This window comes from Erwinia sp. HR93 (assembly GCF_034555055.1).
Classification (GTDB): Bacteria; Pseudomonadota; Gammaproteobacteria; order Enterobacterales; family Enterobacteriaceae; genus Apirhabdus; species Apirhabdus apintestini.
The window spans coordinates 3,857,365-3,871,202 of record NZ_JAXUDP010000001.1 but is presented as its reverse complement, the minus strand read 5'-3'; the positions used below and the strand labels follow the sequence as shown (position 1 = coordinate 3,871,202).

The 13,838-nt window shown below is 53.9% G+C and carries 13 protein-coding genes; 1 reads left to right on the top strand and 12 read right to left on the bottom strand.

Translation table 11 applies throughout. The features are described 5' to 3' along the window. Positions 1-116: 116 nt before the first annotated feature. The gene (tal, locus tag SFA31_RS18025; RefSeq protein ID WP_322839220.1) at positions 117-1,067 is read right to left on the bottom strand and encodes a transaldolase; all 951 of its coding nucleotides are present in this window, start codon (positions 1,065-1,067) and stop codon (positions 117-119) included. A 262-nt stretch (positions 1,068-1,329) separates the two neighbouring features. Between tal and maeB the strand changes: the two genes are divergently transcribed. After that, positions 1,330-3,609 carry an NADP-dependent oxaloacetate-decarboxylating malate dehydrogenase gene (gene maeB, locus SFA31_RS18020; RefSeq protein WP_322839219.1) on the top strand — a complete coding sequence of 760 codons (2,280 nt, stop codon included), beginning with the start codon at positions 1,330-1,332 and terminating at the stop codon, positions 3,607-3,609. A 402-nt stretch (positions 3,610-4,011) separates the two neighbouring features. Here the strand turns inward: maeB and SFA31_RS18015 are convergent, their stop codons facing one another. From SFA31_RS18015 to amiA, 11 genes are all read right to left on the bottom strand, one after another. Then, a complete protein-coding gene (locus tag SFA31_RS18015; protein ID WP_322839218.1) occupies positions 4,012-5,052 on the bottom strand; it encodes a HoxN/HupN/NixA family nickel/cobalt transporter in 1,041 nt (346 codons plus the stop codon). Next, positions 5,045-6,052, bottom strand: coding sequence for an urea transporter (locus SFA31_RS18010; RefSeq protein WP_322839217.1), 1,008 nt, complete (start codon positions 6,050-6,052; stop codon positions 5,045-5,047). The genes SFA31_RS18015 and SFA31_RS18010 overlap by 8 nt, the downstream gene beginning before the upstream one ends. Before the next feature lie 16 nt (positions 6,053-6,068). Next, positions 6,069-7,013 (bottom strand): urease accessory protein UreD, encoded by a 945-nt coding sequence (locus SFA31_RS18005; protein ID WP_322839216.1) that lies wholly within the window; start codon positions 7,011-7,013, stop codon positions 6,069-6,071. Further along, on the bottom strand, positions 7,010-7,645 hold the full coding sequence (gene ureG, locus SFA31_RS18000) for an urease accessory protein UreG (protein WP_322839215.1): 636 nt from the start codon (positions 7,643-7,645) through the stop codon (positions 7,010-7,012). Before ureG ends, SFA31_RS18005 begins: the two co-directional genes overlap by 4 nt. An 18-nt stretch (positions 7,646-7,663) precedes the next feature. Beyond that, positions 7,664-8,350, bottom strand: a complete 687-nt coding sequence (locus SFA31_RS17995) for an urease accessory protein UreF (RefSeq protein ID WP_322839214.1) — start codon at positions 8,348-8,350, stop codon at positions 7,664-7,666. After that, positions 8,347-8,943 (bottom strand): urease accessory protein UreE, encoded by a 597-nt coding sequence (ureE, locus tag SFA31_RS17990; RefSeq protein ID WP_322839213.1) that lies wholly within the window; start codon positions 8,941-8,943, stop codon positions 8,347-8,349. The genes SFA31_RS17995 and ureE overlap by 4 nt, the downstream gene beginning before the upstream one ends. 12 nt (positions 8,944-8,955) lie before the next feature. Next, positions 8,956-10,671: an urease subunit alpha gene (locus SFA31_RS17985; protein ID WP_322839212.1), complete on the bottom strand. Its 1,716-nt coding sequence runs from the start codon at positions 10,669-10,671 to the stop codon at positions 8,956-8,958. A gap of 28 nt (positions 10,672-10,699) precedes the next feature. Next, a complete protein-coding gene (locus SFA31_RS17980; protein WP_322839211.1) occupies positions 10,700-11,113 on the bottom strand; it encodes an urease subunit beta in 414 nt (137 codons plus the stop codon). A gap of 38 nt (positions 11,114-11,151) precedes the next feature. Beyond that, positions 11,152-11,454 carry an urease subunit gamma gene (locus SFA31_RS17975; RefSeq protein WP_322839210.1) on the bottom strand — a complete coding sequence of 101 codons (303 nt, stop codon included), beginning with the start codon at positions 11,452-11,454 and terminating at the stop codon, positions 11,152-11,154. Positions 11,455-11,956: 502 nt separating this feature from the next. Beyond that, positions 11,957-12,850: an oxygen-dependent coproporphyrinogen oxidase gene (gene hemF / locus SFA31_RS17970; RefSeq protein ID WP_322839209.1), complete on the bottom strand. Its 894-nt coding sequence runs from the start codon at positions 12,848-12,850 to the stop codon at positions 11,957-11,959. Beyond that, on the bottom strand, positions 12,847-13,728 hold the full coding sequence (amiA, locus tag SFA31_RS17965) for an N-acetylmuramoyl-L-alanine amidase AmiA (RefSeq protein ID WP_322839208.1): 882 nt from the start codon (positions 13,726-13,728) through the stop codon (positions 12,847-12,849). The genes hemF and amiA overlap by 4 nt, the downstream gene beginning before the upstream one ends. Positions 13,729-13,838 lie beyond the last annotated feature (110 nt).

The following is a 13,838-nucleotide window of genomic DNA, read 5'->3' as shown; positions in this document are numbered from 1 at the left end:
GGTATTCTGCGCAGGCGTCTAGGTGCTCTTTTCCGTATTTAATTAACCGCGCAGCGATGCTTTTATGGCATAACGCCAGGCCGCCGTTGAGGCGGCGATAAATCTTTAGACATTTTTCAAAGTCGCGCGGCCAGCAAGCCTTCCAGCTTGCGCTGATCTGCGGCAAATAAGCGAATGCCCTCAGCCAGCTTTTCGACCGCCATCGCATCCTGATTATGCTCCCAGCGAAATTTCGCTTCACTCATCGGTGGCGGTTGCTTATATCCCTGTGGCGCAGGGATCAGTTTGCGCAGCACCGGCGCTTCGCTTTTTTGCAGCTCTTCGAGAAGCGCCGGAGAAATGGTCAGGCGATCGCAGCCCGTCAGCGCCAGAATTTGTTCAATACGGCGGAAGCTGGCACCCATGACGATAGTGCTGTAGTTATGCTGCTTGTAATAATCGTAAATACTGCGCACCGATTTCACGCCGGGATCTTCTTCAACTACATAAGGTTCCAAAGGTTTCCGGGCGTGATACCAGTCATAGATGCGCCCGACAAACGGCGAAATGAGAAATACGCCCGCCTCGGCGCATGCGCGGGCCTGAGCCAGCGAAAACAGAAGCGTCAGGTTGCAGTGGATACCTTCTTGTTCCAGCGTTTGTGCGGCGCGTATCCCCTCCCACGTGGCCGCCAGTTTGATAAGAATTCGCGATGTATCGATTCCCTGCTCCTGATACAGCGCGACCAGGCGGCGCGCTTTGGCAACGCTTTTTTCCGTATCAAATGATAAATGCGCGTCGACTTCGGTAGATACCCTGCCGGGAATACTGTTTAGTATTTCGACGCCGAAATTGACTGCCAGCTTGTCACAGGCCGTGGCGATAATACGCTCGCGGCCGCTTTCATGGCGACGGGCGTAATCCAGCGCTTCGTCTATCAGCCCTTCATAGGCTTTGATTCCCGCAGCTTTAAGCAGCAGAGAAGGATTTGTCGTGGCATCCTGAGGCTGATAGTGGCGAATGGACTCAATATCGCCGCTATCGGCAACAACGGTGGTGAATTTCTTGATGGCTTCCAGTTGGTTCATGTCCGCATCTCCATGGCGGGTAGCGCGCTTCGCGGCGAGTGAAAATAAAAAACCTGGGTATAGATGAACAAAAAAGCATAGCAGACGGCTATAGCAATGCGGTGAGGCTTATGTAACATAACACCTAAAAAAATATAACAAAAGGGTGCCGAAAGCCTAAAAGTTTGGCGGCGTTCAACGTTTTCCTGTGGGGTACAGAGTGATACTGACCGACCGATTTCGTTAATCCCAGCACAACACGTAAATGTAAAGGAACAGAGCGATGGATGAACAATTAAAGCAAAGTGCCCTCGACTTTCATGAGTTCCCGGTCCCGGGGAAGATTCAGGTTTCCCCAACCAAACCGCTGGCTACTCAGCGCGATTTGGCCCTGGCCTATTCGCCAGGCGTGGCGGCGCCGTGTCTGGAGATAGCCGAAGACCCGCTGGCGGCGCACAAATATACGGCGCGCGGCAATCTGGTGGCCGTCATCTCTAACGGCACTGCGGTGCTGGGGCTTGGGAATATCGGCGCGCTGGCCGGTAAACCGGTGATGGAAGGCAAAGGCGTACTATTTAAAAAATTTGCCGGTATTGATGTATTCGATATTGAAGTGGATGAAACCGATCCTGACCGGCTGATTGACGTGGTTGCCGCGCTGGAGCCCACTTTCGGCGGGATTAACCTTGAAGATATTAAAGCGCCGGAATGCTTTTACATTGAGCAAAAGCTGCGCGAGCGCATGAACATTCCGGTATTTCACGACGATCAGCACGGTACGGCGATTATCTGCACTGCCGCCGTGTTAAACGGCCTGCGGGTAGTGAAAAAAACTATCTCCGATGTGCGGCTGGTGGTTTCCGGCGCGGGGGCATCGGCGATCGCCTGCATGAACCTGCTGGTGGCGCTGGGTATGCAAAAACACAACATTGTAGTCTGTGACTCGCGCGGCGTTATTTACAAAGGGCGTGAAGAAAACATGGCGGAAACCAAGGCCGCCTATGCCGTGGCGGATGACGGAAAGCGCACTCTGGAAGAGGTGATTGAGGGCGCTGATATTTTCCTCGGCTGTTCCGGGCCGAAGGTAATGACGCCAGAGATGGTGAAGAAAATGGCGCCAGCGCCGCTGATACTGGCGCTGGCAAACCCGGAACCGGAAATTATGCCGCCGCTGGCGAAAGAAGTGCGCCCGGATGCCATTATTTGTACCGGTCGTTCGGATTTTCCTAACCAGGTAAACAATGTGCTTTGCTTCCCGTTTATTTTCCGCGGAGCGCTGGACGTCGGCGCGACCGCTATCAATGAGGAAATGAAGCTGGCGGCGGTGCATGCTATTGCGGAACTGGCGCACGCAGAACAGAGTGACGTGGTGGCCTCCGCCTACGGCGATCAGCCGCTTTCTTTTGGGCCAGAGTATCTGATCCCGAAACCTTTCGATCCGCGTCTTATCGTTACTATTGCGCCAGCGGTCGCGAAGGCGGCGATGGATTCCGGCGTGGCGATGCGGCCAATCGAAGATTTTGAGGCCTATAAAGACAGGCTGACGGAATTTGTCTATAAAACCAATCTGTTTATGAAGCCGGTATTTTCTCAGGCGCGTCAGGATCCGAAACGCGTGGTGCTGGCAGAAGGCGAGGACACGCGCGTACTGCACGCGACGCAGGAGCTGATTACGCTGGGGCTGGCGCGGCCCATCCTGATTGGTCGCCCGAGCGTAATTGAAATGCGCATCAAAAAGCAGGGTCTGCAGATTCAGCCGGGCCGGGATTTTGAAATTGTTAATAATGAATCCGATCCGCGCTATAAAGCCTACTGGAATGAATATTACGCCATCATGAAGCGCCGCGGCGTAACGCAGGAGCAGGCCCAGCGCGCGCTGCTGAGTAATACCACCGTCATTGGTGCAATAATGGTGCATCGCGGGGAGGCCGACGCGATGATTTGCGGAACGGTCGGTGATTACCATGAACATTTTCATGTGATTGAAGAGATATTTGGCTACCGGGAAGGGGCGAAAACGGCGGGTGCCATGAATGCGCTGCTGCTGCCTGCCGGCAATACCTTTATTACCGATACGTACGTTAACCCCGATCCGAATCCGGAGCAGTTAGCGGAAATCGCCATCATGGCAGCGCAAACCGTGCGTCGTTTCGGAATTGAGCCTAAGGTGGCGCTGCTATCGCATTCAAACTATGGATCGTCCAACGCGGCGGCGGCGGTTAAAATGCGGGAAACGCTGGCTATCGTACAGGCGCGGGCGCCCGATCTGATGATTGACGGTGAAATGCACGGCGATGCGGCGCTGGTGGAGTCGATTCGCCAGGAAAGAATGCCGGATAGCCCGCTGAAAGGCACTGCGAATATTTTGGTGATGCCCAATATGGAGGCCGCGCGCATTAGCTACAATCTGCTGCGGGTGTCCAGCTCGGAAGGGGTTACGGTAGGGCCGGTACTGATGGGAATAGCCAGGCCGGTGCATATACTGACGTCCATCGCCTCGGTGCGGCGGATTGTGAATATGGTCGCGTTAGCGGTCGTAGAAGCACAGACTCAGCCGCTATAGCCCGCACGGGCGCCGCTTGCGGCGGCGCCCGTATCAGCAGATGGAAACCCGAGGTTTAATTTTATGGTTTTGGCCCGCGTAGAGATGAATTGCGGACTGGCCGGTTTTTTTATCGGCGGCGCTGTTTGAAAGCGTACATTGTCAAAATCATTCCTTCCCGCCTGTAAAAAAGTACGATACTGCGCCGTATATCAGGAACCTCGCTATTTCTCGCCTAAAAGTACCTTGCCATGCAGGTGGCAGGCGCTGGTTATTCATAAGCATCGCTGCGGCTATTCATTCAAAACAACCAGAGATAATGTCTCTTGCGTCAACGGCGCACCGCCATATAGCAGAAACACTTTCCTGTTCATAACACGACATTTATTCTGTTTATGTGCACTATTTATGGGGGGGTATGAGCTAAGGTTGATTAACAGACAGTTTGTCGTACCCGCAGAGGCGGTAATTGATAAAAGAAACCAGCCAGCACAGCGCGAACAGACCGATTATCCAAAAACCCATGTCGCCAAGATTATCGTTAAGCCTGACAATGGTATGCCAGGGTTTTCCATTTAGATGTAATGTCTCTGTAATAAGCCCCAGTGCTTCAATACCGCCGATAAAGAGCGCCACAATCACGGAAGCGCCGGTAATCGTCATATTGTAATAGAGCTTGCGTACCGGGCGTGAGAACGCCCAGCCATATGCGCCAACCATAATTAAATTATCCAGGGTGTCTATCAGCACCATTCCCGCGGCAAAGAGCGCTGGGAAAATCATGATGGTGCCAACGTTCATGCCCTGGCCTGCACCGGCGGCGGAAAGCCCCAGCAGCCCGATTTCAGTTGCGGTATCAAAGCCCAGCCCGAAAAGAAACCCCACCAAATACATCTGCCAGCTATGGGTTATCAGACGAAATAAAGGGCGGCACAGGCGGCTGAGCCATCCGCCGCTCAGAGCGTCCAGCGCTTCATCAGGCAGCGAGTTGCCCTGTTTAAGCAAACGGAATTTTCGCCATATCGCCATCAGTATCGTCAGGTTGATTAAGGCGACGATCGTGAGGAATAGCGCTGATACTGCGGTTCCAATGGTTCCGCCAAGGGCGTGCAGCTCGACTAATTGCGCGCGAAAGGTAATGGTGGCGCCGGCAATCATCAGTGAGGCCAGCACGACAATCGTTGAATGACCCAGTGAAAACCAGGCCCCGACGCTGCAGGCGGGTTTCCCTTGCTGCATAAGCTTACGCGTAATGTTGTCGATGGCGGCGATATGATCGGCATCCACGGCGTGCCGCAGCCCAAAACTGTACGCCAGTATTGCGCTGCCCATTAATGTTGCGCTGTGGCTAAACGCTAGCGCGGCCAGCCCCCAAGCTAGAATATTAAGAAGCGCCAGCGTGGCCAGCAGTATAACGGCGCGGTGGCGCGGCTGCCGGGCCGAAAGCGTTGCATGGTTATTCATGAGCCTTGGTTTCCTTTAAATCAGTGAAAGGGGAAGTGTTATCTGGGGTCGGAGCATTTATGGGCTGTGTCAGCAGATATCCCCAGGTGACCAGTACAAAAGAGAGCGTAAGTGAAGGGATACCAAAGGGCGCCAGCAAAGTATTAAAGGCGCCTTGTAACAGCACACAGCCAGCAATACCGGCAATGCTTAACGCCACCGCGATGCGGCCCGCGGGGCGAAAAGTATCGCCAATTGCGATGGCCGTTAATACGGCGCTGAAAGCGTAGAGCCCTTCGCCAAGCGTGAGCGGCTCTGCCCCAAGCAATTCCGCGAAGGTAAGCGCCAGCGTAGCGCCCAGCAGGGCATATCCCATAGCGCGCAGCGAGGCGCAGGCGAGCCCGAGTAAGATAAAGCCTCCTGCCAGCGCATTATTAGCGAGAAATACCTGTGAGATCCCCGCCAGCAGCGCTTTTAGCAGCGTATCCGGTGGCGGTAGTGCCGTTAATGATGTGTTTACCAGCGGTAGGGCAGGCGCCGGCAAGTGCATCGCCGCCAGTGAGGAAAAATGATAGCTGGCCAGTAGCGCAATCCAGCTTACGATGACAAACGGCGCCGTCAGTACCGGCAGACGCCATGGGCTTAGCCAGCGCGCGGTAATTTCCATTACCCACACCGAGAGCGCGCTCCAGAATACAATCGCTACCCAAAGCGCGATGCCGGGGGCAAGGAATGTCGCCAGTGCCGCTCCCGTCAGACAGCCATTATACCCGTATAGCCCCTGAGACAGCGCGAACTGGCGCCTCGGGCTGAGCGCTGCCGTTAGCGTACTGATGGCCGTGCCGGCCAGGCAGGCTACGGCGATGTACGACATTTGAGCCTGGTATGCGGCAATGCATACTGCAATGAAGAAGAAGAGACCGCACAGGGGATTATTCTGGAACATGACCTGTGAGCCGCCGCGTAACACGGCATCCGTGCTTTGCCAAAGCATCCGGTATCCAGAGACTGATTTTTGCATCTTTCCTCCGTTGAATTTAGCGCCAGAGAAACGGGGCAGCCAGCGGGGCACCGGTGATTGTTTCGCGCGCCGCCTGCCAGAACGATCGGATGGCCTGTTTGACCTGGCAGGCTTCCTTGCCCAGCGCTTTAAAGATAATGCCGCCCTGATTTGGGAGCAGACTGGCACCGCAGGCAATGCCTTTTTGAGGCTCATAGCACGGCGTAATGCGAGCCAGAACGGCATCGCGGTGCCGCGGAGGTGTGAGCAGAATGACGTTACCGAAAACATCGAATGGCCCCATAATGCCGATATTGTTCAACGGCTGGCACCGGGGCGTTAAAGCGTAGCGCTCGCTGAAAATATCCGTTCCGCCCGCCAGCTGTGCGCGAATATATGAAGCGTATAAATCGAATGCGAAGCCCCCATCGGCCGAGTGATACTTGCGCCCGGAAGACAAGATTTCTGAGTAAAGTAAAGACGCGGTTGGATGGAGTGTGATTTGCGTTTCCGTTAGAAAGCGCGAGCCGCAGTGTGGAATGGTGGGATCGGGAAGAAATTCCAGATAGCTATTTTCCTCCAGAGAAATGCGCTGCAGCTGCGCGGCGTAGTTGTGGCTCATGGTGTGAATTTTGGTTGCTGACTGAGTGGTGACGTGCGCGCAGGCGTCCCTGGCAACGTGAATATCGAGCGCCAGTCTGTCTCCCTGCAAAATACAGCCCGAGGTTGAAATCATAAATACGCAGGGCATGTGCGGCATGGCTTCATCCCAGTACAGCGCTTTTTGTACCAGGCTCGGGGCGTGCCGTTCCATGTCCAGCAATACGCTACGATCGCCACGCCTTGCGAAGCCAAGGTGTAAATAGCCTTTTTTCCCTGGCGTATCGCTGGCCATTTGCGGCGGCTCATCCTGCCAGGCGGCTAACTCCGGCGCTTTTTTTCCGAGCCTGGCGACCATTTCTAATGCCTGTTCCGCTCTCATGCTGTCTCCAGGGGCGCACGGGTAAACAGGAAGTCGCGCATAATAGTATCGACGAGCGCTGCGATCCCTTCACCGGTTTTACAGTTGGTGAGGATATAGGGGCGTCCTCCGCGCACCCGCTGCGTGTCCTGCTCCATGACGTCGAGGCTGGCACCGACATAAGGAGCCAAATCGATTTTATTGATAACCAGGATGTCAGCCTGAACCAGGCCCGGCCCGTTTTTACGCGGAATTTTTTCGCCTTCGGCGACATCAATCACGTAAATGTAAAAGTCGGCGAGCGCGGGGCTAAACGTTAATGTCAGGTTGTCTCCGCCGCTTTCGATAAGTACAACGTCACTTTCGGGAAAGCGCGCCTCCATTTCTTCCACGGCGGCGATATTCATACTTGGATCTTCTCTGACGGCGGTGTGGGGGCAGGCTCCCGTTTCTACACCCAGAATCTTCTCTTCATCGAGAATACCTTTCAGTGTCCGTTTGACCTGTTTGGCATCTTCGGTGGTAACAATGTCATTGGTGATAATAAGCGGTTTAACTCCCCGCTGAATAAGTAAGGGCGTAATGACTTCGATAACAGCGGTTTTGCCTGAGCCGACGGGGCCACCGATACCAATACGGGCGATTTTTTGCATGTCAGTTCCTTCACGGGTTCAGTTAGTAAAAAGGCGGGTGTAAGCCTGTACGTGCAGGGAGGCAAGTATCTCAGTCACAGGCGCATAACTGGCCATTTGGTCGAGATCGCCCCGCTCTGCGTCATCGCACAGCGCTTCAATATCCTGATTCAGGGAGAATAAAATGCGCTGGGTATCAATATGCGTAATACGCATTAAGCGAATGGCCGCGCTTAAAAGCGTCATCGCCACGCCGTAGAGATGGGCAACGACGATATTGCGTGAAGTAACGCCAAGCGCATTCATTACCAGCGCCTGAGTGATTGGATATGTGCCCGGCGTATTTCCCGCCTGGATTTGCGCCAGCCACCAGGCGATGCGCGCTTCGCCGGTGACGCTGGCGGCCATTTCTGCCAGCTTTTTCCCCATACGCGTCGCCATCACCCGTCCTTCTTCATTGAGCTTTCGGCTGAAAAGCCGGGCGTCATGGATAAGCGCGGCGCTGGCATCCTTTGCCTGCAAAGCACGGCAGCAGGAAGCCACGGCGCGCGCATCACCGGTTGCCGCCTGCTGCAGCGCGCTACGCGTGAATTCGGCTAACGTGTCTGCATCACAGATGATTCCGTGCTGGATGGCGGACTCCACGCCGTTAGAAAAAGCAAATGCGCCGACCGGTAGCACAGAATCGCTGAATTGTATGAATTGCAGCAGGCACCGGGCGTTCATTTTTGCCCCGCAGAGCTATGGGCGGCGAGAGAGCTGTCTATATGAACGTGAGTCGCTGTGTCTTCAGCGCCGCCGAACAGCAGGCGGGCCTCTGACTGCGTCATTTGAGGAAGCACGCTTTCCCCGCGTTCGAACACGTAAGGCAGATAATAAAAGCCATGGGTTTTTATCACTGACTCCATCACGTGCGGTGATACCGTCAGCGGAATAAAAACCAGGTTATCTTTGATTACCGCTTTCCAGTGTTGATTGCCGAGCGCGTGCCCCAAATCGAAGCTTATCTTTATAATCTCTGCGACATTACGGGCGTGTAGTCCGTCCATGCGGATGACCATGACGTCACGTAATTGAATACTGACGACCACGGCCTGCCGGATGTCGGCATTCCACACTAAAATATCGCCGTCGTTGAGCAAACGATCGCGTGGCAGAGAAAGACCAATCTCCAGCCCGCCGCGGGTGGTTTTACGGCAGCGGCTCTTTTGCGCCTCCCACTGTGAAAGCTCCAGAATATCAGGCGAGGTGTGCGCCAGGCGTTCCTGCCAGCACCGGTCGCGTTTTATATTGCCTAAGATGCTTTCTATAAGGATCATGGTTGCCCCCGGTTAGCTGAAAAAATAGCGCTGGTTCAGTGCTACGGTTTTAACCGGTTTTACCGTGGCATGTTCGCCATTAACTTTGACGGCAAAGGTTTCCGGGTCGACGTCGATGTGCGGCGTTTGCGCGTTGCGCACCATGTCGCGTTTTGAAATCGCGCGGCAGTTACGTACCGCCATGACTTCGCGTTCGAGCCCGAGGCGCTCTTTGATGTTATCTTCCTGCGCTGCCTGAGAGACGAAGGTAATACACGTCTCCTGGCATGTTTTCCCGAGGGCACCGAACATGGGGCGATAAAAGGTGGGCTGCGGCGTTGGCAGAGAGGCGTTAGGATCGCCCATTACCGCCCAGTTAACCATTCCGCCTTTAATTACCAGTTTTGGTTTAGCGCCGAAAAAACGGGGTTCCCACAGTACCAGGTCTGCCATCTTTCCAACTTCTACCGAACCTAAAACGTGGCTGATGCCCTGAGCGATTGCGGGATTAATAGTGATTTTGGCCACATAGCGAAGCACCCGGAAATTGTCGTGTTCCGGCGCGTCTTCCGGTAATTTCCCGCGCGCGGCTTTCATAGCGTGCGCTGTTTGTACCACCCGCAGCCAGTTTTCGCCGACGCGCCCCATTGCCTGAGAATCGCTGGAAAACATAGAAATGATACCCATATCTTGCAGCACATTTTCGGCGGCAATGGTTTCCGGACGCACGCGGCTTTCTGAGAAAGCCACATCCGCCGGGACATTGGGGTTCAAGTTATGGCACACCATAATCATGTCGAATAATTCGGCCTGGCTATTTACGCCGAAAGGTAAGGTTGGGTTGGTTGAACTCGGTAGTACGTTCATTTGGGAGGCAACTTTAATGATATCCGGAGCGTGCCCGCCACCGGCGCCTTCGGTATGAAAAGTGTGAATAGTCCGGCCTTCGAAGGCGTCAATGGTATCTTCAACGTAACCGCCTTCATTCAGGCTATCGGTATGCACGGCAACCTGAATATCCATATCGTCGGCCACGCGTAGCGCATGGCGCAGGGCCGAGCCGGTGGCACCCCAATCTTCATGGACTTTCAGCCCAATTGCGCCGGCGATGATTTGCTCCTGCAGCGGAGCTGCATGTGAACCGTGCCCTTTGCCGAGGATCCCAACATTAACCGGAAGGCTTTCAAAGGCCCGCAGCATGCGGTGAATATGCCAGGGGCCGGCCGTGACCGTCGTTCCGTTAGAGCCATCCGTTGGACCCACGCCGCCGCCGAAAAACGTGGTTACACCATTCGACAGCGCGTGCTCAGCCTGCTGGGGGGAGATAAAGTGGATGTGGGTATCAATGCCAGCGGCGGTCAGAATAAGGTGCTCGCCGGAGATAGCATCGGTACTGACGCCGACGACCATGCCAGGAGTGACGCCATCCATCATGCCCGGATTACCGCTTTTACCAATACCGGCGATGCGTCCGTTTTTAATCCCAACGTCGGCTTTGATAACGCCCAGGCGCGCGTCGAGAATAGTGACGTTGGTGATAACTAAATCAAGGACCTCCGTGCTGCGCATACGGTTATCTGCGCCCATACCGTCGCGCAGTGATTTTCCGCCCCCGTAGACGGATTCCTCGCCGTAACCGCGCAGATCTTTTTCTATTTGAATCACAAGACTCGTATCAGCGAGACGAATTTTATCGCCGGTTGTAGGGCCAAATAGCCCCGCATATTCTTGACGAGAAATAACAGGCATACCGATTCCTTAATCGCCGAAGGCGAATCTATGCTTTTAGATTTTTATAGCCGAGCGTGATGGCGCGTTTTACCGCAACCAACTTTTCTGCCCTTTCGTTATGGGCGACAGGGCTGTCGCCAACCCAGCCGTCTGCCAGGTTATTAAATCCGTACAGCGTTTGTTTACCGCCAATGGAAATAAGCGCGACTTCAATTTCATCTCCCGGTTCAAAGCGAATAGCCGTCGTTGACGCAATATTAAGACGCTTGCCCCACGCGGCGGCGCGATCGAACTGCAGTGCCTTATTTGCTTCAAAAAAATGAAAATGTGACCCTATTTGAATAGGACGATCGCCGGTATTTTTCACTTTTAATCGGGTCTCCTGCTGATTGTTATTGAACTCTATTGGCTCCTTCGCCAGAATATATTCTCCTGGCGAAATATCTTTTTTATTTGTCATAATGGTTTCCTGATTAATAAGGGGCGTGGTCAGTATTATTACTGGATAGGATCGTGGACGGTAATTAAACGACTGCCATCGGTAAAAATAGCCTCTACCTGCACGTGGTTAATTAAATCAGGGACGCCCTCCATAACATCTTCGCGGCGCAGTACCTGGCGAGCATCGTGCATAACTTCCTCCAGCGTTTTCCCCGCTCGGGCGCCTTCAAGTGCGGCGACGGTAATAATAGCGACGGCTTCGGGATAGTTGAGTCTGAGACCTTTTTGCTGCCGCTTTTCCGCAACATTGGCCAGGGTATACACCATCAGTTTTTCCATTTCACGCGGGGTGAGTTGCATGTTTCCTCCGAACTTAAGGCGAGAAAATATCGTTCGTTAAGAGCGTAGGGCTGATAAAAAAAACTGTATAGACAATTAAACGTAATAAAAATATAAAAATATCGATTAATTATTGTTAGTCGTTTAAAAAAACGCTTTTTCTATAAAAGATGACGAGATTTGTTTTCATTGGTAAAAGCGCGTGGAGGAAATAGGGCGAAATATCTCAGTTAACAGGAGTTTGCTTAAGTTATTTTCTTAATTACGGTTTTTTATTGGTTTTTTTTAATTTAACTATGAAAGGGCGAAGCGAAGAGAAAAGAACAAGAGGAAAAGTAACGCTTATTTTTGCATTGACGTGAAGATATTATTTAAACCCGATCCATTAACTATTTCTCCCGCCACTTTGGCGCCGGACAGTATTCCACTTCCTCACGAGCTACACGTGCAGTTGCCCGATAACTGACAGGTGCCAGCATAACGTATGATGGCCCTGGCTATTATGTAGTAACCCACAGGAGGATTACACCCAGTCCTGAACGCGGAGGAAATCCTGCAGTTCGGCTTCTCGGCTGCCTGGCGCGGGGTGGTAGTCATATTGCCAGCGCACCAGCGGCGGCATTGACATGAGTATTGATTCGCTGCGCCCTCCGCTTTGTAAACCAAACAGCGTGCCGCGATCCCACACTAAATTGAATTCCACGTAGCGCCCGCGCCGCCAGAGTTGAAACTGGCGTTCACGCTCGCCCCACGGCGTTTTACGCCTGCGTTCGACGATGGGCAGATACGCGGCCAGAAAACCCTGGCCTACCGCCTGCATAAAGCGAAAACAGGTGTCAAAATCGGGGGCGTTCAGATCGTCAAAAAACAGGCCGCCGATGCCGCGCTGTTCGTCCCGGTGTTTGAGGTAGAAATAGTCGTCGCACCATTTTTTGTAGCGCGGGTACACGTCCTCTCCAAAGGGCGCACACAGGTCACGCGCCGTAGCGTGCCAGTGGCGAGCATCTTCTTTAAAGCCATAGAAAGGGGTTAAATCAAAGCCGCCGCCGAACCACCAGACCGGCGCACAGCCCGGTTTCTCTGCGATAAAAAAGCGTACATTCGCATGGCTGGCAGGCACCCACGGGTTAAGGGGATGGACAACCAGCGAGACGCCCAGCGCGTCGAAACTGCGCCCGGCCAGCTCGGGACGATGGGCGGTGGCGGATGCGGGCATCGCCGAGCCGTATACGTGAGAAAAATTGACGCCGGCCTGTTCGAAAAGTGGCCCGGTTAACACCCGAGTGCGTCCGCCGCCGCTTTCCCGCCGCCAGATGTCCTCCTGGAAAGTGCCGCCATCCAGCGCGCTCAGGCGCTGGCAAAGCGTATCCTGCAGGTGAAGAAGGCTCTGTTTCACTGTTTGAAGATTTGGTTTCATGATGCAGCTCCGCGTTGGGTATGCGCCTTTTGATTATCGAACCAGTTGAAATAGTTAATTACCCCGGCGGCGATAGCATGGGCGATTTTCTGGCGAAATGCGGTGGTGCCGAGCAGCCGCTCTTCGGCGGGGTTGGTGATAAACGAGGTTTCTACCAGTACGGAGGGAATTGACGGAGATTTGAGCACCACAAAAGCCGCCTGTTCAGTATGGCTGCTGTGTAGCTTATGAATTCCGCGGATTTGCGACAGCACGTGGGAGCCGAGGGTCAGGCTGTTTTTTATTGTGTCCGTCTGGACTAAGTCGAATAAAACCTGCTGTAAATAATGATCCCGATGTTGAACCCTGCGGCCAGCCACATCGTCTGCGGCGTTCTCTTTTTCCGAGAGATATTTCGCCATCGCGCTGCTGGCGCCCCGGTTCGACAGGGCGAAGACCGATGCGCCGGCGGCGGCAGGGTTGGTAAATCCATCCGCGTGAATTGACATAAACAGACAGGCACCGTGCCGGTGTGCGATTTCCACCCGGTCGTAGAGCGGAATAAATTCATCTGCCGTGCGCGTTAGCCGGGCGTCGTAGCCTTTCTGGCGTAATATCGCCCGCACATTATTGGCGATGGCCAGTACCACGTGTTTCTCCTTTGCTCCGTTACTGCCGACGGCGCCGCTGTCAATGCCGCCGTGTCCCGGGTCCAGCATAATGATTCGCTTATCGCCGCTGGGGGCTTTCAGCGCACGGTGGCGACTGTGGGTTTTCAGCGCCGGGCTTTCCTCGCGGGCCAGCGCGTTATTCAGGCCCGCGTAAGTCAGAGCGGCGAATCCGGTTAATAAGAACTGACGGCGGGAGGCGAAGGGAATCATCGTTTTAATTTTATTCATACGGCCTTGTTATGCGTCTGACGTAATTTGCGACCTGTTGTTATAGCCTGGCGGCACGCCCTGAACGATAGAGTTTTATAACAAAAGTTTTACGATTTATTACGACCGGA

What these genes read in the sequence shown, in the direction of transcription:
- tal (WP_322839220.1), bottom strand. Translation starts at nt 1,067, where the DNA reads ATGAACCAACTGGAAGCCATCAAGAAATTCACCACCGTTGTTGCCGAT.
- maeB (WP_322839219.1), top strand. Translation starts at nt 1,330, where the DNA reads ATGGATGAACAATTAAAGCAAAGTGCCCTCGACTTTCATGAGTTCCCG.
- SFA31_RS18015 (WP_322839218.1), bottom strand. Translation starts at nt 5,052, where the DNA reads ATGAATAACCATGCAACGCTTTCGGCCCGGCAGCCGCGCCACCGCGCC.
- SFA31_RS18010 (WP_322839217.1), bottom strand. Translation starts at nt 6,052, where the DNA reads ATGCAAAAATCAGTCTCTGGATACCGGATGCTTTGGCAAAGCACGGAT.
- SFA31_RS18005 (WP_322839216.1), bottom strand. Translation starts at nt 7,013, where the DNA reads ATGAGAGCGGAACAGGCATTAGAAATGGTCGCCAGGCTCGGAAAAAAA.
- ureG (WP_322839215.1), bottom strand. Translation starts at nt 7,645, where the DNA reads ATGCAAAAAATCGCCCGTATTGGTATCGGTGGCCCCGTCGGCTCAGGC.
- SFA31_RS17995 (WP_322839214.1), bottom strand. Translation starts at nt 8,350, where the DNA reads ATGAACGCCCGGTGCCTGCTGCAATTCATACAATTCAGCGATTCTGTG.
- ureE (WP_322839213.1), bottom strand. Translation starts at nt 8,943, where the DNA reads ATGATCCTTATAGAAAGCATCTTAGGCAATATAAAACGCGACCGGTGC.
- SFA31_RS17985 (WP_322839212.1), bottom strand. Translation starts at nt 10,671, where the DNA reads ATGCCTGTTATTTCTCGTCAAGAATATGCGGGGCTATTTGGCCCTACA.
- SFA31_RS17980 (WP_322839211.1), bottom strand. Translation starts at nt 11,113, where the DNA reads ATGACAAATAAAAAAGATATTTCGCCAGGAGAATATATTCTGGCGAAG.
- SFA31_RS17975 (WP_322839210.1), bottom strand. Translation starts at nt 11,454, where the DNA reads ATGCAACTCACCCCGCGTGAAATGGAAAAACTGATGGTGTATACCCTG.
- hemF (WP_322839209.1), bottom strand. Translation starts at nt 12,850, where the DNA reads ATGAAACCAAATCTTCAAACAGTGAAACAGAGCCTTCTTCACCTGCAG.
- amiA (WP_322839208.1), bottom strand. Translation starts at nt 13,728, where the DNA reads ATGAATAAAATTAAAACGATGATTCCCTTCGCCTCCCGCCGTCAGTTC.